Consider the following 20311-nt stretch of genomic DNA (forward strand, 5'->3'; position numbering starts at 1 on the left):
GTGGACCCCGTTACACTCTGCCCATGGCTTCCACAGCTGGTTCCCACCTTCCCCGGCTCGCCGGGGCGCTTGCCGCGTCCTGCGCGCTACTGACCACCGCCGCGTGCGGCAGCGGAGGAGACACGGACGCGGCCTCCGAGCATGCCCGCGGAGAAGTCGTCGTCGCCACGCAAGCGGCACCCGCCAGCCTGGATTTCACCACCACCGGCGGCGCGGCCGTCCCCCAGGCGATGATGGGCAACGTCTACGAAACCCTGGTCCGGATCGACGAATCGGGTAAACCGCAGCCGTTCCTCGCCACCAGCTGGGAGGAAAGCACCGACGGCACCGAATACACCTTCCACCTGCGCGACGACGTCGCATTTGCCGACGGCACCCCCTTCGACGCCGACACCGCCGCGTTTTCCATCAACTACGTCAAAGACCAGTGGACGAACGGCCTGAAGAGCCAGATGGCGCCGGTGCGGGAAGCGGTGAGCGTCGATAAGCACACGCTCCGCGTCACGCTCGACTCCCCGAGCCCGGACTGGTTATGGTCCATGGGCACGCTGACCGGCGCGATGATGGCGCCGGCGAGCGTGGACCGGCTCGCCACGGATCCGCTCGGGACCGGCCCATACGTAGTGGACAACTTCCGCGTCGGCGAAGCCATCGAATTCAGTGCGCGCGAGGACTACTGGGGCGAGCCCGCCGAGCACGACGCCAAAATCCGCTACTTCGATGATTCGATTGCCGCCGTCAACGCGCTGCGCACTGGCGACGCCGACGTGGTGTGGGCGATGCAGGCGCCGCAGCTCATCGACGCGCTCCCCGACGACATCACGGTGGACATCGGCACCACCAACGGCGAGGTCCTGTTTTCCATGAATAATAATCGCGCTCCGTTTGATGACCCCGACGTCCGCCGCGCTGCTGCCTTCGCCATCGACCGCGAGGCGGTGAATAGCGTCGTGTACAACGGACTCGCCACCGACACCGGCGGCGCACCCGTGCCGCCGACCGACCCCTGGTATACGGGCGAGAATTACTACCCCTACGATCCGGAGCGCGCGCGAGAGCTTCTCGGCGGGCGCGCTCCGGAAATCACCATCACTGTGCCGAACCTGCCGTACGCGCAAACGGCCAGCGAACTTATCTACTCCCAGCTCACCGACGTCGGATTCCGCGTTCACCTTGAAACGGTCGAGTTCCCCGCGGTCTGGCTCGCAGACGTGCTCAAGGGGCACGACTACCAGGCGTCCTTGGTCGCGCACGTGGAACCGCGTGACCTGGGTGTGCTGTTTGGCGACCCCGACTATTACCTCGGCTACGACTCCGAGGCAGCGCGCGCCGCGCTCGGCAGCGGTGACCGCGTGCGCGCCGTGGACACGATCATGGCGGACGCCGGCGCGCTCACCCTGGTCAACGCCCCAAACGTCGTCCTCTACGCCCCGGGCGTGCACGGCCTGAACCCCAACGTCGTCACCGACTCGCTACCGTTAAAGGAGGTTGAACGGTGAGCACGCTCCTCTCGCGCGAGCACCGTGCGGTCAGCACCGGCAGAGCCAGGAATGGCGCTTCCGCGTTCGCGGCGCGCCTCGGCCGTGCGCTCCTGCGCTTTGTCCTATTACTCTTCGCCGCGAGCGTCATCATCTTCGTGTTGCTCCGCGCCGTCCCCGGCGACCCGGCGCGCGTCGCCCTCGGCGTGAGCGCAACCGACGAGGCGGTCGCGGAGCTCTCCCACCGGCTGGGCACCGACCGTCCGCTCGTGGACCAGTACCTGGACTGGGTAGGTGGAATGCTCACCGGAAACTTCGGCATCTCCATGGCCAGCGGCACTGAGCTCGCCCCCGTCGTGGCGGAGCGCGCAGGCGCGTCGCTCACGCTGACCGTCATCGCGATGGTGTGCTCGCTGGCCATCGCGGTGCCGGCGGGCACCTACCTGGCGCGCCGCCGCGGCCACGCCGACGCCGCGCTCATCAACGCGCTGACCCAGGTCGGCATCGTGGTCCCCTCATTCCTGGTGGGCATCCTCGCCGTCGCGTGCTTCTCCGTCCGACTGGGTTGGCTTCCCGCGAACGGGTGGGGCACGCCGTCGCACATCGTGCTGCCGGTGTTCGCGCTGACGTTGGTGCAGGCATCGATCCTCACCCGCTACGTGCGCGCCGCGATTTCGGAGGAGCTCACGAAAGACTATGTGCGCACGGCAAGGGCGAGCGGGGCGTCGGTAAGCACTGCCCTGGCTCGCCACGCGCTACGCAACGCCGCGCTGCCGGTACTGACGGTGACGGGCGTGCAACTGTCCACCCTCATCGTTGGCGCTGTGGTGATTGAGCGCGTGTTTGCGGTGCCTGGCCTCGGGAGCATGCTTATCGACGCCGTGTCGACCCGCGATCTCACCGCGGTCCAAACGGTGATGATGTGCATCGTCGCGTTTACGCTCGCGGTCAACCTCGCGGTGGACGTCAGCTACGCCGCGATCGATCCGCGAACAAGACAAGCTGGGCGGCCGGGGAGGTTCGCATAATGGTGACAACGCGTAAACGCTTCGGAGCGGGGCGCACCTTCGGGCTCGTGCTCGTCGCAGTGGCAGTGCTCGCCGCACTGCTCTCCCTGGTATGGACTCCGTACGACCCGCTACACGCCGACCCTGCCGCTCGCCTGGTCGGCTCCAGCTGGCAGCACTGGATGGGGACCGACGAGCTCGGCCGCGACATTCTGTCTCGCATCATGGACGGCGCACGCCTCACGCTTGCGGTCTCGCTTGCCGCCGTCGCCGGTTCCGCCCTGGTCGGTGTTCCACTGGGCGTCCTCGCCGGAATGCGTGGCGCAGCAGGCCGCGGCGGCGTGGTCATGGCGGGCGCGGACCTGCTGCTGGCGTTCCCCGCGCTGCTGCTGGCCATCGTCTTTACCGCCGTGTTCGGTGCGTCGATGTGGGTGGTCATCCTCGCTGTCGGCATTGCCGGCGTGCCCGGATTCATCCGCGTCGCCAGGGTCGGCACTATGCAGATCATGCACCAGGATTACGTGCTCGCCGCACGCATCTCTGGCGTTGCTGGGTGGCGCATCGCGCTGCGGCACGTCCTCCCCAACATCGCACCCATTATTACGGTGCAGCTGTCAGTTGCGTTCGCGCTCGCAATCCTCGCGGAGGCGGGGCTCTCCTTCCTCGGCCTGGGTACCCCGGCGCCGTACGCGTCGTGGGGGCGCATGCTGCAGGCGTCGCAGCCGTTCTTGGCCACGTCCCCGCACCTAGCGCTGTGGCCCGGGTTGGCCATCGCGCTGACCGTGCTCGGGTTTAACCTGCTCGGCACCGGAACCGAACGGAGGGCACAGTGATTTTGGCGAATAGCACCGCAGACGGCTCGTCGGCACCGTTCATCACCGTCGACGGGCTGACCATCCCCGGCGTCCTCGACCACGTCAGTTTTACCCTCGAACGCGGCGAGCGGGTCGGCATCATTGGTGAATCCGGCTCGGGCAAGTCGCTCACCGCCTTGTCCATCATGGGACTCGCCGACCAGCCTGGACTTCCGCCGGCCTCAGGCTCGGTCACCGTCGACGGCATCGAGATGGTGGGGACCCGCGACAGGACCCGCCGAAAGGTACGCGGGCAACGCGTCGCCATGGTGTTCCAAGAACCGATGACGGCGCTGGATCCCCTGACCAGGATTGGGCGGCTCGTCCCCCGCGACCTGTTGCGCCAGGTCGGCGTGGATCGCCCGGACGCGTACCCACACCAGTTGTCGGGCGGACAGCGCCAGCGCGTCCTCATTGCGCTCGCCCTCTCGCAGGACCCCGACGTGCTCATCTGCGACGAGCCGACCACCGCGCTCGATGCAACGACGCAAACGGAGGTCCTCGACCTCATCGACTCGCTCGTCACCGAGCGAGGCATGGGGCTGCTGTTCATCTCCCACGACCTCGCGGTCGTGCACCATATGACTGACCGCACCCTTGTCTTCCACCGCGGGCGCATCGAGGAATCCGACGGGGAGTACGCCCGGTCGCTCGCACGCGCCGCGCAGCCGGGCCCGCCCGCGGCAGATCCGCATACGCACGACCGTGAGCTGCGCCAACCCGTGGTCGAGCTTGCCGACGTCACACTGACCCGCGGGGCAACGCGGGCACTCGACCGTGTCAGCCTCACCGTGCGTGAGGGCGACCGCGTGGCCATCGTCGGCGGGTCCGGCTCCGGCAAGACCACGCTCCTGCACGTCATCGCGGGGCTTTTGGCCCCGGATTCCGGTGAGGTGAGTGTTTCCAAGCGATTGCACATGGTGTTCCAGGACCCGTACTCGTCGCTGGACCCCCGCATGCGCGTGCGCGATTCCATCCGCGAGGCCGGCGTCGACGCCGAGCGCGCCGACGCGATGCTTGACGCCGTCGAGCTCGGTGGGACGGGATCGCGACTGCCGAGCGAGTTTTCCGGCGGGCAGCGCCAGCGCATCTCGATCGCCCGCGCCGCAGCGCCGCGCCCCGGGCTCTTGCTTGCCGACGAGCCCGTCTCCGCCCTCGACGCATCCGTGCAGCACCAGGTGCTCGACCTGCTTCGCTCCACCGTCGGCGACGGCACGCTCATCTTTGTCACCCACGACTTACAGGTTGCCCGCGAGCTGTGCCCACGGCTGGCGGTCATGCACCGCGGGCGCATCGTCGAGCACGGAGCGACCGAAAAAATCTGGGCCGACCCGCAGCACGAGTACACCCACCAGCTCCTCGACGCAATCATCCCCTACGAGACCCCGACCGATCTTCCGTACGATGAGGACCTATGAGCCAACACAGCGCACCCCGTCCCGCCGCAACGAGCAACACAGCGAACACCACAGCCACAGCCGACATTGTTGTCGTCGGCTCCGTCAACGCTGACCTGACCGTGAACGTGCCGCGGCACCCCGAGCCCGGAGAGACGCTGCTGGGCAGTGGCGGTGGCATCACCGCCGGTGGCAAGGGCGCGAACCAGGCGTGCGCGGCAGCCAAGCTTGGCGGGCGCGTGGCGCTCGTCGGCGCCGTCGGACGCGACGCGAACGCCACGCCAGCGACCGCGCTCATGCGCGAAGCTGGAGTGAACCTCGACCACCTCGAGGACGTCGACGACGTCACCGGGCTCGCCGTGATTACCGTCGCCGCCGACGGCGAAAACACCGTCCTGGTCATCCCCGGCGCAAACGCTTTGGTCGACGCAACGTTCGTGCGCGCGCACCGTGCCCCCATCGAACAGGCGCCGCTGGTCTTGTTGCAGGGCGAAATTCCGGCGGACGGGTTCGCCGAGGCCGTCAAGCTGGCTCACGGGCGGGTGGTGATTAACCTTGCGCCTGTTGTCGACGTACCGCGCGACGCGCTGCTCGCGGCCGATCCGCTGCTCGCCAACGAACATGAGGCCGGCCTGATCCTGGCGCAGCTTGGCCTCGACGGCTCGGGAACCCCGCCCGAACTGGCGCAGCGCTTGCTCGACGCGGGGGTTGCGTCGGTCGTCCTCACGCTTGGTGCGGCGGGCGCGCTCGTCGCCGATGCTGACGGCCTGCGCGACATCGCGAGCCCGCGCGTGACGGCGGTAGATACTGTCGGTGCCGGGGACTCGTTCGCTGGCGCCCTGTGCTTCCGGCTCGTCGCCGGCGACTCGCTGGATGACGCGGCCGCCTACGCGGCGCGCGTCGGCGCGTTTTCGGTCCAGCGCCCAGGCGCCCAGCCGTCGTACCCAAACTCCGGTGACGAGCTGCCGGGGGCTGCGCGCTAGTCGCGGATGCGGGGCACCAGAGACCAACTCAGCAGGTGCTCCTCAACTCGCTCAAACACGGCCGTGAGGTCCTCAAATTCGTGCGCCTCGGCGGGACTCAACTGCACTTGCTCGCGGGGAACCGGTCGTTGCATGCCCCGATCATAGCCCGCGCGCAACCGCGCGTGCACCCTACACGCACTACCGCTGCGCAGCCATCTCCAGCAGCCGCCCAATGACCTCCGTCCCGTGTCGCCGAAGGCCGTCGTGTTGGTACGTTGCGGTCTCCCACACGCTCACACCCAGCGCGTCCGCGGTGGCCAGCGACAGCTCGCGAGGTACGAAGATGTCATCGGTGTAGACGGCTGCAACGCGCTTGCCGCCCGCAGCCTCGTGCGCCGACGCGCCGTCGATGACGCCCGCGTACTGGTTACCCCAATCCGTTTTCTCCGCGAGTGCGTGCGCCGCGTCCTTGAACGGGCGCAACGCGGGATCCTCGTCGAACTGGAAGGGGAAGATGTGTTCGCCGGTGAGGTAGAACTCGTCGTCGTCCGGCGAAGCGTCGGGACCGAACCCCGCGATGATGCGCGAGACCCGCTCGGCAGACCAGTTCGTCGCTCCCGGCACGGTGCCGCCGTAGATGGATTCGTGGATAGCGGCGTAGAGCGGGTTGGGGGCAAAGCTGACGCGTTGCCCTACGCTTGCGAGGAAGTCGGTGCGCAGGCGTCCGTTGGGGTGGAAGGGTGACTCGAGGAGGCTCGCGAGCGTCGCAAAGCCGCCCTCGCGCCCAAGCTCAATGCCGACGGTGCGGAAACGGCGCGGGGTGAGCCGCTCCCCTGTCGGCAGGCACTCCTCGGCGGCCTCAAGGTGACGGCACACCTCGCGCATCGTGCGCTCCGCCTCCGGGTGGCTGCGGTTGAACGCGCGGTGGCGGGCGCGCAGCTTCGCAAACGTCGCCTCGTACACCGCGTCGGGGCCCTCGCTTATCGACGCCAACCCGCCCGTAAACATCGCCACCCCGATATGTTCCGGCGCGACCGACAGGTAGTGCAGCAAACAGAACCCGCCAAAGGACTGCCCCAGTACGTCCCAGCGCTCGATGCCGAGCTCCTCTCGGATCGCCTCCGCGTCTTTGATGATCTCCGGCGCACGCAGCTGCGCCAGCGTATCGGCGTTGATGAGCTCGGGTGTGGCGGCGTCGACGCGCGTCGACCGGCCCGTGCCGCGTTGGTCCAGCAGCACGACTCGATAACCGCGGCGCAGCGCCTCTTCGATCCACGCGAATCGCTCGCGCGGCGCGGGCGAGCCCGGCCCTCCCTGCAAGAACAGCAACGCTGGGGCGTCGGTGTCTCCCAACACGCGAGCGAAGACGGACCATTGGCCTCGGGTGACCTCTACAGTTGACTCCATGCCTGCGATCGTAGACACTTCCCGCATGATCCCCGCCTTCCACCGCCTCGCACGCCGCGACCGCATCCGCCCGTACCGGTGGTGGCGCCCGCTTCTTGAGATCGCAGTCGCCGCTGCACTGTTCGTCGCACTCCAGGCAGTGTGGGTGGTCGCGTTCATTCTCATCAACGGCAAAGAGAGTATCGGTCATATTGCGGACGGCACACCCACATCGATGCTGGTTGGCTTCGGCGCACTCGCGATGACGGTCCCGGCCGCGTTCGTAGCGGCGTGGGCCTCAGGACGCGACGTGCGCGCGCTGTGGTCGGTCGAGCGGCGGTTCCGGTGGCACTACTTCCTGCCCGGGCTCGCAGTGTTTGCGGCGCCCGGCCTGCTCACGCTCGCTGCAGACATCGTCATATACGGCGCGCCTCCCACCCCGTTGGACCCGACCTTCTTCTGGAGCGTCGCCATCGTGCTCAGCCTGGTGCCGCTGCAGTGTCTCGCTGAGGAGCTCCTTTTTCGTGGCGTGGTGGTGCAAAGCTTCGGCGCGTGGATGCGCTCGCCATGGCTCGCATACCTACTGGCCCTGCCAATCTTCGTCGTGGGGCACACTGCGGGCGGCGGCGGCATGGTCACCATTGTGGTCTTCGCGCTGATTGCCTCGCTGCTGGTCCACCGCTCGGGCGGGATCGAGCTTTCGGTGGCGCTGCACATTGTCAATAACATCACTGTCTCGTACGCAAGGTTCTCCGGTCTTATTGATCTGGAATCGGCGCGCGTCCTGCTGCCCATCGTCGGCCAACTTGGCGCGTTCGCCCTCGCACTCATCGCGCTGCCGATCATCGGCAGTAAGGTTGCCCCCATGCCAACCACCGATGCCCACCTGCGTACCCTCCCCCACCCCACCGGCGACCTCCTGTTCAACTCGTCCGCCGGGCCCGAGCACGGCGGCGTCCCCGTGGTTGCGCCGTGGTTCGCACAAACGCTGGGCCCGCAGATGCACGGGTGGGCGCGCGCCTTGCCGTGGATAGTCATCGAGGAGACTGGCGAGACCACCACTGCGGAACTCAGCAACGATCGCCTCCGCCTGATCTACACCGTCCGCCGCGGCCCCGAGCCCGCGTTCACGCTGCGTGCGGTCAATGAGGACGAGGAGTCTCGCCGTATTCAGCTCGCGCTCCACCCTTACTGGGCCGTCGACACCGCGCGCGCACGCGTCACCGGTCTCGCCGACCAGCCGTACTTTGACAAGGTCGCGGGTGAAGCGCGCAGGATTGACGGCGATCTCGCATTTGGCCGGGAGGTCGACAGCGTCGTTCGCACCACCAACGACTGCATGCTTATCGACGACCACCGCGCCCTCACCTTCCGCACCCACGGCACCGACCACGTCGTGGTGTGGAACCCAGGCCCTGAGGAATGCGCCGCCGCCGACGGGCTGCACGCGGACGACTGGACCCGCTTCGTCTGCGTCGAACCCGCGCTCCTGGGCGAAAACCGCGAAGGTGTTGAGCTCGCCCCGGGTGCGTCTGCAGAACTCTCGCTGACGGTCACTCCGACTGCTGGCAGCAGCGTGCGCGCATGACGGTACCGCTCCATCGCACCGCCGACGCGCGCCCCGGGCGCAGCACGTGGGTTCGCGCAGCAGAGCTCGCGCTGCTCGCGGCGTTTGCCACCGCCTTCGGCGTCGTCGCCGCGCTCGCCATCCAGTTGTGCAGCTCGCGCGGGATCCTGCTCGACGACCCCGCGCAGCGAGCACTCTTTGAGCCGCTGCTGATTCTCGCAGCGACGCTGCCGTCGGCGCCCCTCGCCGCCGCATGCACCGGACGCCACCCCGCGTCATTGGTGTCAACCACGCGGCGTATCAGGTGGCCCGTAGCGGGGCACGCTCTCGCCCTCACGATTGGTGTCTACGCCGCCGCCACGGCAGGCGCCGCCTTATGGGCACGAGTCAGCGGTGAATCCACCCCGCTGAACGAAACGCGCTCGGTTGCGTTTGTGTGTGCGCTGTGCGCCGTGATCACGCTGCAATCGGCAGCAGAAGAGCTCGTGTTCCGCGCCGCGCTCCCCCAGATCATTGGCTCGGGCGCGTTCGGGCGCTGGTGCGCACACCCTGCTATCGCCTACGGCCTGCCCGCGCTCGCGTTCGTCGCGCTGCACACGGGCGGGACCGGCACGATTGTCGACGTCGCCGTGTTTGCCGCCTGCGCGGCGTGGCTGACCTGGCGCACCGACGGAATCGAGGCCGCGTGGGTTTTGCACCTGGTAGGAAACGTGTGGGTGATGGGGGCGTCGATAAGCTCCGCTCCCCTGGGCACAGTCGCGACGGTGGTGTCCGCGGCGCTGATTGCCGCGTTTAACCCTCGTCGGTAGACAGGGCCGCGACGAACGCCTCCTGTGGCACCGTCACGGAACCGATCGCCTTCATGCGCTTCTTACCTGCCTTCTGCTTCTCCAGCAGCTTACGCTTACGCGAGATGTCGCCGCCGTAGCACTTCGACAGGACGTCCTTGCGCATCGCGCGAATGTTTTCGCGGGCGATGATCTTCGAACCAATCGCCGCCTGCACCGGCACCTCAAACTGCTGGCGTGGGATGAGCTCCTTGAGCTTCTTCGTCATCTTGTTGCCATACCACTGCGCGGAATCGCGGTGCACGATCGCGGAAAACGCATCCACAGGATCGCCCTGTAGGAGGATGTCTACCTTCACCAGGTCCGACTCCTGCCAACCTGCCTCCTCGTAGTTGAGCGAGGCGTAGCCCTTCGTGCGCGACTTGAGCATATCGAAGAAGTCAAAAATAATCTCGCCGAGCGGGATGATGTAGCGCAGCTCTACGCGGTCCTCGGACAGGTACTCCATGTTCTTCATCTGACCGCGTTTGGACTGGCACAGCTCCATCGTGGAGCCGACAAACTCCTGCGGCACGATGATCGTCATGTTGACCACCGGCTCGAAGACCTGCTGCAACTTGCCACCCGGCCAATCCGACGGATTGTGCACGAGGTGCTCAGTGCCGTCCTCGGCGATCACGCGGTAGGTGACCGACGGTGCCGTGGAAATCAAGTCCAGGTCAAACTCGCGCTCGAGGCGGTCGCGGGTGATCTCCATGTGCAGGAGGCCGAGGAATCCGCAGCGGAAGCCGAAGCCCAGGGCCACCGACGTTTCGGGCTCCCAAGTCAAGGAGGCGTCGTTGAGCTGGAGCTTCTCCAGGCTCTCACGCAATGTTGGGAAATCCTCCTGGCTGACCGGGAACAGGCCCGAGTAGACCATCGGCTTGACGTCTTCGAAGCCCTCCAGCGCCTCGGTGGCGCCCTTCTGCGCCCAGGTCACCGTGTCACCCACGCGCGTCTCGCGCACATCTTTCACACCGGTGATCAGGTAGCCAACCTCGCCCGGGCCCAGCCCCTTCGTCTTCTTCATGGTTGGAGAGACGACGCCGATCTCGAGGATCTCCAGCGTGGTGCCGGTATTCATCATTTGCACCTTTTGATTCGGCTCGAGCCTGCCGTCCATCATGCGCACGTACGTGACCACACCGCGGTAGGTGTCGTAGACCGAATCGAAAATCAAGGCGCGCGCAGGCGCGTCCGGGCCGTGTTCCGACGTCGGCGGCGGAACGAGCTCGACCACCTTGTCCAGCAGCTCGGCCACGCCCTCGCCGGTTTTCCCGGAGACGCGCAGCACGTCCTCCGGCTCGCAACCGATAATGTTGGCAATCTCCCCCGCGTACTTATCCGGGTCTGCGGCGGGCAGATCGATTTTATTCAGCACGGGGATGATTTCCAGGTCATTCTCCATGGCCATGTACAGATTGGCCAAGGTTTGGGCCTCGATCCCCTGCGCTGCGTCGACAAGCAAGATTGCGCCCTCACACGCGTCGAGGGAACGCGAAACTTCATAGGAAAAGTCCACGTGGCCGGGGGTATCGATCATCTGTAGCACCGTGTCCTGGCCGGCGTACTCACCGGTCGTCGGCGTCCAAGGAAGGCGCACATTCTGCGCCTTGATCGTGATGCCACGCTCGCGCTCAATATCCATGTTGTCTAGGTACTGATCGCGCATCTCGCGCGCAGCCACCACGTTTGACAACTGCAAAATCCGGTCAGCGAGGGTAGATTTGCCGTGGTCAATGTGGGCGATAATGCAGAAGTTTCGGATCCGCTCGGGCGAAGTAAACGTCTCTTCCGCAAAATTTTTCGTAGTGGCAGCCATAGTTTCACCATCCTACCGGGCACAACCCACGCGAAACCACTTGTCCCGCCCGCTGCGAACGCCTAGAGTGTCCAGCAACACGGACGGAAGGTTCAGCAGCGTGGAATCACACGGAGACCCCACCCCTCAGGGCGACAAGCCGCGCCCGGCCAAAAGGCCCAGAAGCTTTCAACCGCTGAACACGATCAAGGCGACAACGTCCAAGCTGATCAGGCGCAACCGCGGGAGCAAAGACGAGCACCGCGTAGGTTCGCTGGACCAGGGGCTCGCGTTACTCAACGAGCGCCTGGGGACCCGCAACCCGGCGCACGAGCCCCGCACCGCCACTTACGTCACGGTGAGGCCGACGGCGCACCTGCCGCGCAACATTTACTACGCACCCGATATGGACGGCAACGCCGAACCCGGCGAGGTTGTCTGGGTCACCGTCCCCTCACACCCGCCACGGCAACGCTCGATGCTGGTCGTCGGCCGCGAACGCGGCGAAGTTCTCGGCTTGCTCATCTCCTCCGAAGCCGAGCACGCCAGCGACGAACGCTGGCTGGGCATCGGTGCCGGCGAATGGAACGCCTCTGGAAAGCCCTGTTGGGTGCGCCTGGACAAGACAATGATTGTGCCGGAAATTGACCTGCACCGTTCCGGCACCATCATCCCGCAGCGCCGATTCGAGCGTGTAGCAAACCGCCTGCGCGACAGGTTCGACTGGGAGTAGCGCACGTTTTGGGGTTTCTCCTGCTGAACTGCTAGGTTTGAGTGGTTGTTTCAGCCCGGGGCATTTCGGGGCTTGCTTGACGACGCGGTCAGGACCTTGGGTCCGCGTAGACCAACGCACGGCGCACGCCGACGAGGGTCGCTACAGCCAGGCAGTTTCTTCCCCGCTTCCGGGAGATCGACACGAACCGATCCGTTTTTACGAAAGACCAAGAGGTACATCATGGCAAACATCAAGCAGCAGAAGAAGCGCGTTCTCACCAACGAGAAGCGTCGTCTGCGCAACAAGTCCATCCGTTCCGCCACTCGCACCGAGATCCGCAAGTTCCGCGAGGCTGTCGAGTCCGGCGACAAGGCTGCCGCAGAGGCTCAGCTCCGCGTGGCTTCCCGCAAGCTTGACAAGGCTGTGACCAAGGGCGTCTACCACCGCAACAGCGCGGCGAACAAGAAGTCCAACATGGCTACCGCCCTAAACAAGATGGCGTAACTGACGCTGAGCGTCGTCGCTCCCGCCCCGGCCGCAAGGTCGGCGCGGGAGCTTTTTCATATTCGCGCACGGGAGGCGCAATACTTGCTCCCAGGTTGGATTACGATTGCCGGGTGATCATTTCCCAATCGTCCAATCCCCGAGCGCCGCGCCTGCCACGATCGTGGCGACGAACAATGAGTGCGGCCGCATTGACCACTGCACTCGCCCTCAGCACCGCGGTTGCATTCAGCGAGGAGGACGGCTTCCCTGCCGTCGCCTCTGCGGATACCCTTGCGGAGAGCCGCCCGCAGGACGCCTCGGTCGGCGTCCTGCCTGCCACGAATGCGTCGCTCGCAGAAGAGCTTCTCAAGAGCCCGCCACGCGGCCTGAACGGAGCTTTCCCTCAGCTTCCCGGGGTAGATCCGGTGGTGGCGCAGCGCATTGGCGTCCTCATCGCACTCATCGCGGTACTGGGCGTTGCGCTTCCGATTGTGGGCACCGAGGGGTCGTCGAAGAACGCTGCTCCCGACGGTGACTATGAAGGCGGAGGGTCGCTCCGACGTCGCACCGTGCAGGCAGGCGGTAGAACCCGCGAGTTCAACGTCGTACTGCCCGCCCACTATCACCAAGGCGATGCCTACCCGGTCATCATCGCCTTTGGCGGTTGGCAGCATTCTGCTGAGCGCTCGCGTGAATACATGCGACTGGAATCGGTCGCTCGTGACGCAATCATTATCTATGCGCAAGGAATCAACAATGCTTGGGGCGGCGCACCATACGCTGACACGACTGTGGACAACGACATCGACTTCGTCCGTGCCGCGATCGACGATGTTGCGACCAACTTCGGTGGCGAGCGGGACCACGTTGCTGCGATCGGGCTATCCAACGGCGGTGGCATGGCTGCCGCGTTGGCGTGCCACGCACCAGAATTGGTCAAAGCAGTTGCTTCGGCTGCCGGTGCGTACTACGACCCGACCGTGAGCAACTGCACGTCCGGCGACGTGGCGACGCTCCTGCTGCACGGGACGAACGACGACGTCGTGGGGTATTTCGGCGGAACCCGACACGGCGCGCACTTTCAACCCGTCGACCGTGTGTTTGCTACGTTTGGCCGGAAGAACGGTTGCTCGACGCAGCTCATTGAAACCCCCGGAGCGTTTTCCACCAGTTTTGAGCCCACGAGTTGTCTCACGTCCACTCGACTTGAGCGCGTCGACGGTGGCGGCCACACGTGGTTTACCAGCCCTGACGCGACGACGGAGTCCGTAAATTTCGTCCTCAACGAGCTCTAACGCCGCGCCAAAGCGGTGCTGCGGGGACTATGCCGCAGCATTGCGCGTTACTGCCCCAATGCGAGTGCGCCGCGTAGAAAGAGCACAACACCGACGACGAAAAAGAAGCAGCCAGCGCCGATGTCAATGAAGGGGCCTGCCCCTAACATCCGGCGCCGGACGCGCTCTGTAGAAATGACCTGGGTATACGCCGCAAACAACGCGAAAGAGCTCAACCACAGCGCCAAAATAACGACAACCGCCGTCAGCGCCGAAGGGTGCGCCGGCAGTAGCGGGGCGATCATCGCTGAGAGGCCGAGAACAATTTTCGGGTTCGCCAGGTTCGTGGTCAGCCCTCGAATGTAGCTGGCCCGTGGCGTGCCGAGTCGGCGTGCAGCCTCAACCGTATTTGGTGGAGGCTTCCTCCTCTCAGCCCAACCGCTACGTACGTTGCCAATCCCCATCCATGCCAAGAAAGCGCCACCCAATACCTGCACGGCCTCGAGTGCCCACGGAAATGCATTGAGGAGCGCAGTCGCACCGATCACTGTCAACGTGCACCACAGCAGCACCCCAGTTTGCGTCCCCAGAGTCGTGGCCCACGCATGGGTGCGCGACCGAGTCCCTGTCCGCGTAATCAGAATGATGTCCGGCCCCGGTGATGCCGCACCCAGCAAGTTCAGGCCGACGATGACAGCCAGGTCCCCGAACCCGATCATGCGGTCGGTCCCAGCAGATCTTCGCGGCCAAACATACGCGCAGTTTCCCGCGCTGAAGGCTGCCCTGCCTCTGGGCTCGCGTCGGCGGCAAGCAGCACGCTCACCATGTCCTCGTCGCCTTTAAACACCGCACCGGCGAGAATGCTCTGGCCGCGGGAGTTGAGGAGTTCAACATCTGCTCCACGGCTGAGCAAACCACGGACCACATCCACATGCCCTGAATAGGCGGCGAGCATGAGCAAGCTATTGCCGTCCTGATTGGACAAATTCACATCCACTCCGGCGTCAACGTAGTCCAAGAGCGATACGTCGCCGGAACGTGCCAAGTTGAACATCTTGGTGGCAAATTCCCGCACTTCCTCGGGAATCTTCTCGTCTTGGTGGGCAGGATTGCTCGTGCGCTCAATGGTCATACCGAAAAACTATCACGCGAGCTGTGCGAGGCGGCGGACAGCGTTCTCCACCGCAAACTCGGGAATACCGCCATTGCCTTTCACCTCTGCGTCCAGGTCTGCCACGATGATCACGGCCTGCGACACTGCCTCAGAGGACCACCGTCGCGCGAGCTGCATGGTCTTCTTCACCCCATACGGTGGCATACCGACAACCCTGGCAAGCTGATTTGGGTCCCCACGCTCCCCTTGCAACTTTGCGAGGTCGCCGACCTTATACGCCAACGCCGCTGCAATAGCTACAGGATCCGTGCCCAGTTGCAACGCCCGGCGCGTTGACGCCAGTGCTTTGTCCGCACGGCCCTGCAGCGCGAGTTCCGCAATATCGAACCCGGCTACTTCTGCAACGCCCGTGTAATACTGACGGACTGCTTCGACCGTGACTTCGCCGTTTGTGTCCGCCACGAGCTGACTGACAGCGGACGCCAGCTCCCGCAAGTCAGATCCCACAGATTCAAGCAGCGCGGCGACGACGTCCTGATGCGGGCGAACGCCGTGACGACGAAACTCGGACGTAACCCATGCGGGTCGGTCTCGAGGGCCAACCGGATTTGCAGGATGTACTTCAGCGATTTTCTGAAATTTCTTCACCATCGCTTTTTGGCGCCCACCGCCGGTGTGCTCGATGATGAGCGTCATGCCCGGGGCAGGATCCATGCACGCGTTCAGGAGCACCTGAGTGGGCTCTTTTCCCGCTATTTCTGCTTTTTTCACCACCACGACACGTTCTTCGGCGAAGAGAGATGGGCTTGTTGCCATCGCGATTTCGCCTTCGGTGACGTCGCCTGCACGCAGCGTGGAGACCTCCGCAGCAGGGCCAATCTGGTCGATGATCTCGTTGGTGATGCGCTCCGCAAGAAACGCCTCTTCACCGAGTACGAGGTGCACGGGGTTGAGCATGTCCACCATCTTAGGGGCCGGAACCGCGAAGCTCCTGCGTGCCATCGGCGTAGAGTCGCCCCGGACCATCACGGTTGGGAAACAGCACCGGGATACCAGATGCCGTTTGCACGGGCCGCGAGTGTGGCCGCCCGGATTCAAGCACCACCACAACCTGGGTTCCTGCCGGAATTGGTTCGACGTCTTCCTTGCTCTCTACGACGTGTGCAGTAAGCTGCCTCGGATCAAGCGTGCGACCATGCCCGGAAAAGGGGGCCTGCATCACGAGGATCAACGACACAATTGTGGCTAACGTCAGTCTCGGGCGTCCCGCGACCAGCCCCGCGACGATCCATCCGTAGGCGACGAGTACGGCCGCTGGCGTGGCGTCGATAAGCGCAAAAGGCATCTCCGATCCCCATGTTGCGACCTTGTGGACCCACCACGCGAACGGTTCCATTGCGCGCAGGAGCACCACCTCGAGGCCTCCTGGCAGCAACGCGAGAACCACCGCGATCAAGCCGAGGACCGTGATGAGGGGAACCACTGGGGCGACGAGGACATTCGCAGCCACCGAGACAAGCGATACCTGTCCCGACATCAGCGCAATGATTGGTATCGTCGCAAGGTCAGCAGCAATTGCTACAGCCAGCGCTCGAACCACAATGTCCGGCCACCCGGTAACTGCAAGGGCGCGGTAAAGCAGTGGGTTGAGCGCGACAATCCCGGCAGTAGCCGCGACGGACAGCGCAAAACCGAAATGCACCGCCAGGTCTGGGTCGATAAAAATCAAGACGATCACCGACAAACACAACGCGTGAATGGGCTCGACTCTTGCCGACGCCACCACCGCCACAACACCGACCAGTCCGGTCACGGACGCACGCAGCACACTCGGATCCGGACCAATCAGCGCGGCAAAGAGCGACAGTGCTATCGCCGCGGCAATGAGGCGCCCCCGCAATCCAAGGCCTACAAGCGATGCGACGACGATCGCAAACGTTGTCACAATCGCTACGTTCGCGCCGGACACCGCAGACAGATGGCTCAGCCCCGTATCAATGTATGCCTGTTGCTCAGCCTCGGTTTGATATTGCGTATCTCCAAGTACCATTCCCGGGATGAGGCCTCCCGCAGCATCCCCAACATTTGCCTGCACAGATTGTCCAAATGTCGCACGGACATGGTGCGCAAACGCGGCAAAACCGCGCGGCGCAGCAACAGTGTCCACTTCGCCGTTTACTGTCACCGTCCCGATCCCAGGAAACGTGGACTCCCGTACCTGGCCAGATACCGCTACGCTTGCGCCTGAAACGACAGAGTCATCCAACTCCGGTGCGAAGACTGGAATCTTCGCTGGGTAGCCATCAAGGCTCACGTTTGTAAGGAACCCGCCCGAGCTCAACGGCTTAGGCTGGCCAAGCACCGTAGCGGGGAATTCTGCACTGCGACCAACCTCGTGGCTCAGTGCAAAGGATGTTGCAATACGGATACGCAGAGACGTACCAATAAGGGATGCAGCGCCAAGTCCGGCGACCAGGATCGCCTGCCCCTTTTGCCGCGCACAGAAGAACACCAATGCTGTCGCCACTACAAAGAAGCCTGCGGGGAGCAGGCCGATGAGCAGGCAGCAGATGGTTGCTCCCCACACGACGAGGGCTGCCGGAGCGAGTCGGAGTTCCTGCATAGCTAAAGCGTGATCTGGTCTTTGAGGGCGTCAAATTTGGCTGGGCCGATCCCCTTGACGTCCATGAGGTCCTCCAGCTTGGCAAACGGGCCGTTTGACTCCCGGTGGGCAACAATTGCCGCCGCTGTGGCGTCACCAACACCTGAAAGACTGGTCAGCTCTTCTGCTGTAGCGAAGTTGAGTGAAACGAGCCCACCTGCGCCACCCGCCGGAGGCGCACCGCCCGACTGGGCACCGCCAGCTCCGAGCTCGTGAGGAACCGGCGGCGCGCCTTTGCTTGGCACAAGGATCTGTTGGCCGTCGACGAGCAACTGCGCTTGGTTGAGCTGGTAGATGTCCGCGTCACCGGTTGGCCGTGCCACGTTAACGGCATCCGCGATTCGGGCTCCGTCTTGCAGCGTGACAAGCCCCTGGTTTTCCACTTGCCCGATCACGGAAACCACGATTTGGCCACTGGATTCTGCTTCAGTTGCAGTCGATTCCCACTGGGGAACAGACTCGCTGTGAGAGGGTGGGCGGGTGATGGCCCACCCACCGACCGCCAGAAATACGAGCACCACCGCGCTGATGGCATATTTTGGAGCCACCTGGATGCGAGGCGGCGGATATTTTACGTTGAGGAGATCCTCTTCCCCCGTCGGACGAGTGAGTTCTTTAATTCTTGCTAAAGATTCCATATCGCGATAATACGCAATATTCGAATCAATCGGAAGAGGAAACGCACTATTCACTCAACATCGCAAGTAAGTGAATCTGGCCCGTGGGGCACCGACGAAGATCACGCAGGCGAATTACGCCGCAGGCCGCCCCTGCGAAGAGAAGACGACCGAAAGTCCAATAGCCCCACTACCGGTGTGAACTGCGAGCACATCCACCAGAGGCGCGACAAGTACGCGTGACCCGTTTGGCAGCACCTCTCTGAGTGTTTCCGCCAACTGCTCAGCAGCGTCCTCGCATTCGGCGTGTTGGACCGCAGCAAACACAGGGAGGTCCTCAGCGCGCTCCATCACAAGTTCTGCCAGCTTGGCAAACGCCTTCGTCTGCGTCCTCGTCTTCCCCGCCAGCTCGAATTTTCCCTCGTGCAACCGAAGAATGGGCTTCGTTGCCAACAGTGCTGCAGACAGCACCGCCGTGCCAGTTGAAAGCCGCCCGCTCTTACGAAGGTCATCAAGCTGGCTCAAGTACAACCACGTTTCGGAGCGCTCGATCGTGGACCGTGCCATCTCCTCGCATTCGTCCAAATCAGCTCCCTCACGTGCAATCGTTGCCGCCGCCATCGCGGCGGCTCCAACTGCCATACCGGCAGCGTTTGTGTCCACCACTCGCACGTTTCCAGGAAAGACTCCCGCCGCCTGGACAGCCGCGGACCACGTTGAAGAAAACGATTTCGACAGATGCAAGGCGACGACGCCGTCGTCGCCTCCACGCTCGAGTTGGCGGCCGTAGCACGCAGCAAGCTCGATAGCGGTGAGTCCGCTTGTCGACGCCCCCTCGTCCCCGTCCATCACGTGGAGGTCAACCACGGCAATATCCAACTCTCGCAGGAGCTCCTCCGAGAGTCCCGCTGCAGAATCAACGACTACGCGCACCGTCATGGCACGACCAGCCCTTGGTTCCAGGCTTCGAGGTACCACTGCATTCCGGCATCGGGCTCACTGTAGGCAGGCATCGCGTACAGGCGCGCTGTATTTGTATTGCCTAGGCTCTTAAATAATGGGAATTGTGACACGTCAAGTCCCAGCAGGTTCGCTGTCAGCGCCGAGATCGTCCCTCCGTGCGCAACCAGGAGCACCGCGGAGTCATCCCACGCGTCGTATTCTGCAAGCAGCTCCTCAACAACCGGACGCGCGCGCTGCGCAACTTCGACGCGGCTTTCCCCTTCTGGTGGTGCCCACGCGGCATCGTTGCGCCAGCGAGCCCGCGCACCTGGGTGGGCCGCATCGACTTCTGCGTGCGACTTGCCCTGCCACTCGCCGAGGTGGGTCTCTCGGAGCCGAGCATCAGTCGACACGGGAAGCCCCAGCCGATCCGCGATGATCTGCGCAGTATTTGCCGCACGCTGGAGATCGGAAGCAACAATCTTTGACACTCCGAGCTTGGCCACCAATTCCGCAGCCGACCGCGCCTGCGCCAAACCGGTCTCCGAAAGCGGGGAGTCTAGGTGTCCCTGCATCCTGTTGGTCGCGTTATATGTAGTTTGCCCGTGCCGCAGCAGAATTAGCCGGCGCTGCATCGGCGCTCCTTTGCTCGTAATCAATGTGGCGCGTTAAAAAGGGGTTCAACAACGTTGGTTGCTGACGGGGTGGGGCGTCGTCAAGCGTTAGTCTTCGTCTTCCGCGACCTCACCGGCAAGCGGCAGGTCTTCCAAGGTTTCTACCTCACGGACGTCTCCGAAGTCGCTCGGGCGCTCATACGGCGCGATGCCCTCAACCGAGATCGCCGGGCAATCGGCATACAACCGGTCCAAGCCGTAAAACTCGCGCTCCGCTTCGCGCTGCACGTGCACCACAAAGTTGCCGTAGTCAAGCAGCACCCACCTGAACTCACGGTTCCCTTCCCGACGCTTCGGCTCGAGTCCAGCCGCAGTGAGCTCAGACTCGACCTCATCGACAATGGAAGCGACCTGCCGCTCACTGCTTGCAGAGACGACTACAAAAATGTCCGTGATGCCCATGACCTGGGAGACATCAAGGACGGCAATGTTCGTGCCAAGCTTTTCGTCGGCCGCCTTTGCGGCAATCGTGGCTTGATCGATGGAGACCTGCGCTGCACTCAAGAAGCAATTCCTTTTCGCTGATAACAATAATGCGCCCCCAT

The 20311-nt window shown here is 64.2% G+C and carries 21 protein-coding genes; 10 read left to right on the forward strand and 11 right to left on the reverse strand.

What is annotated here, in order from left to right; all coding sequences use genetic code 11:
• The first annotated feature begins 23 nt into the window (after positions 1-23).
• From OVO38_RS06720 to OVO38_RS06740, 5 genes are all read left to right on the forward strand, one after another.
• Positions 24-1499 (forward strand): ABC transporter substrate-binding protein, encoded by a 1476-nt coding sequence (locus tag OVO38_RS06720; RefSeq protein ID WP_095553586.1) that lies wholly within the window; start codon positions 24-26, stop codon positions 1497-1499.
• A 92-nt stretch (positions 1500-1591) separates the two neighbouring features.
• On the forward strand, positions 1592-2506 hold the full coding sequence (locus tag OVO38_RS06725) for an ABC transporter permease (protein ID WP_198947144.1): 915 nt from the start codon (positions 1592-1594) through the stop codon (positions 2504-2506).
• Positions 2506-3318: an ABC transporter permease gene (locus OVO38_RS06730; RefSeq protein WP_267208054.1), complete on the forward strand. Its 813-nt coding sequence runs from the start codon at positions 2506-2508 to the stop codon at positions 3316-3318. Before OVO38_RS06725 ends, OVO38_RS06730 begins: the two co-directional genes overlap by 1 nt.
• The gene (locus OVO38_RS06735; RefSeq protein ID WP_244213346.1) at positions 3315-4757 is read left to right on the forward strand and encodes an ATP-binding cassette domain-containing protein; all 1443 of its coding nucleotides are present in this window, start codon (positions 3315-3317) and stop codon (positions 4755-4757) included. The genes OVO38_RS06730 and OVO38_RS06735 overlap by 4 nt, the downstream gene beginning before the upstream one ends.
• On the forward strand, positions 4754-5719 hold the full coding sequence (locus OVO38_RS06740) for a ribokinase (RefSeq protein WP_267208055.1): 966 nt from the start codon (positions 4754-4756) through the stop codon (positions 5717-5719). The genes OVO38_RS06735 and OVO38_RS06740 overlap by 4 nt, the downstream gene beginning before the upstream one ends.
• Here the strand turns inward: OVO38_RS06740 and OVO38_RS06745 are convergent.
• Together OVO38_RS06745 and OVO38_RS06750 are read right to left on the reverse strand one after the other, a co-directional pair.
• Positions 5716-5853 (reverse strand): hypothetical protein, encoded by a 138-nt coding sequence (locus OVO38_RS06745; RefSeq protein WP_165765481.1) that lies wholly within the window; start codon positions 5851-5853, stop codon positions 5716-5718. The two genes, OVO38_RS06740 and OVO38_RS06745, sit on opposite strands and share 4 nt — an antisense overlap.
• Positions 5854-5899: 46 nt before the next feature.
• On the reverse strand, positions 5900-7108 hold the full coding sequence (locus tag OVO38_RS06750; protein ID WP_267208056.1) for an alpha/beta fold hydrolase: 1209 nt from the start codon (positions 7106-7108) through the stop codon (positions 5900-5902).
• Between OVO38_RS06750 and OVO38_RS06755 the strand changes: the two genes are divergently transcribed.
• On the forward strand, positions 7107-8675 hold the full coding sequence (locus OVO38_RS06755) for a type II CAAX prenyl endopeptidase Rce1 family protein (protein WP_122085192.1): 1569 nt from the start codon (positions 7107-7109) through the stop codon (positions 8673-8675). The two genes, OVO38_RS06750 and OVO38_RS06755, sit on opposite strands and share 2 nt — an antisense overlap.
• Positions 8672-9463, forward strand: coding sequence for a CPBP family intramembrane glutamic endopeptidase (locus tag OVO38_RS06760; protein WP_122085194.1), 792 nt, complete (start codon positions 8672-8674; stop codon positions 9461-9463). Before OVO38_RS06755 ends, OVO38_RS06760 begins: the two co-directional genes overlap by 4 nt.
• Here OVO38_RS06760 and lepA read toward each other — a convergent pair.
• Positions 9447-11303, reverse strand: a complete 1857-nt coding sequence (lepA, locus tag OVO38_RS06765; RefSeq protein WP_095546509.1) for a translation elongation factor 4 — start codon at positions 11301-11303, stop codon at positions 9447-9449. The two genes, OVO38_RS06760 and lepA, sit on opposite strands and share 17 nt — an antisense overlap.
• A 100-nt stretch (positions 11304-11403) precedes the next feature.
• On the opposite strand from lepA, the gene OVO38_RS06770 reads away from it, so the two are divergent.
• The 3 genes from OVO38_RS06770 to OVO38_RS06780 all read left to right on the forward strand — a co-directional run bounded on the left by OVO38_RS06770 (position 11404) and on the right by OVO38_RS06780 (position 13778).
• A complete protein-coding gene (locus OVO38_RS06770; protein ID WP_243389107.1) occupies positions 11404-12015 on the forward strand; it encodes a type II toxin-antitoxin system PemK/MazF family toxin in 612 nt (203 codons plus the stop codon).
• A 222-nt stretch (positions 12016-12237) separates the two neighbouring features.
• Positions 12238-12501: a 30S ribosomal protein S20 gene (gene rpsT, locus OVO38_RS06775; RefSeq protein WP_095275464.1), complete on the forward strand. Its 264-nt coding sequence runs from the start codon at positions 12238-12240 to the stop codon at positions 12499-12501.
• A 191-nt stretch (positions 12502-12692) separates the two neighbouring features.
• The gene (locus OVO38_RS06780) at positions 12693-13778 is read left to right on the forward strand and encodes an alpha/beta hydrolase family esterase (protein WP_267208057.1); all 1086 of its coding nucleotides are present in this window, start codon (positions 12693-12695) and stop codon (positions 13776-13778) included.
• Positions 13779-13825: 47 nt separating this feature from the next.
• Here the strand turns inward: OVO38_RS06780 and OVO38_RS06785 are convergent, their stop codons facing one another.
• From OVO38_RS06785 to rsfS, 8 genes are all read right to left on the reverse strand, one after another.
• The gene (locus OVO38_RS06785) at positions 13826-14476 is read right to left on the reverse strand and encodes a LysE family translocator (protein ID WP_144717329.1); all 651 of its coding nucleotides are present in this window, start codon (positions 14474-14476) and stop codon (positions 13826-13828) included.
• Entirely contained in the window at positions 14473-14889 is a 417-nt protein-coding gene (locus OVO38_RS06790; RefSeq protein WP_144717331.1) for an ankyrin repeat domain-containing protein, read from the reverse strand. The genes OVO38_RS06785 and OVO38_RS06790 overlap by 4 nt, the downstream gene beginning before the upstream one ends.
• A gap of 12 nt (positions 14890-14901) precedes the next feature.
• Positions 14902-15837, reverse strand: coding sequence for a DNA polymerase III subunit delta (gene holA / locus OVO38_RS06795; protein WP_095275460.1), 936 nt, complete (start codon positions 15835-15837; stop codon positions 14902-14904).
• A 1-nt stretch (position 15838) separates the two neighbouring features.
• A complete protein-coding gene (locus tag OVO38_RS06800; protein WP_267208058.1) occupies positions 15839-17494 on the reverse strand; it encodes a ComEC/Rec2 family competence protein in 1656 nt (551 codons plus the stop codon).
• A gap of 2 nt (positions 17495-17496) precedes the next feature.
• Positions 17497-18171: a helix-hairpin-helix domain-containing protein gene (locus OVO38_RS06805; protein WP_095537337.1), complete on the reverse strand. Its 675-nt coding sequence runs from the start codon at positions 18169-18171 to the stop codon at positions 17497-17499.
• A 114-nt stretch (positions 18172-18285) separates the two neighbouring features.
• Entirely contained in the window at positions 18286-19089 is an 804-nt protein-coding gene (locus tag OVO38_RS06810) for a DegV family protein (RefSeq protein ID WP_095537338.1), read from the reverse strand.
• Positions 19086-19727, reverse strand: coding sequence for a histidine phosphatase family protein (locus OVO38_RS06815; protein WP_095537339.1), 642 nt, complete (start codon positions 19725-19727; stop codon positions 19086-19088). Before OVO38_RS06815 ends, OVO38_RS06810 begins: the two co-directional genes overlap by 4 nt.
• A gap of 87 nt (positions 19728-19814) precedes the next feature.
• Complete coding sequence (rsfS, locus tag OVO38_RS06820) at positions 19815-20270, reverse strand: ribosome silencing factor (RefSeq protein WP_095275455.1); 456 nt, start codon at positions 20268-20270, stop codon at positions 19815-19817.
• Positions 20271-20311 lie beyond the last annotated feature (41 nt).

The organism is Corynebacterium sp. Marseille-P8863 (genome assembly GCF_946902955.1).
In the GTDB taxonomy this organism is placed as follows: Bacteria; Actinomycetota; Actinomycetes; order Mycobacteriales; family Mycobacteriaceae; genus Corynebacterium; species Corynebacterium gottingense.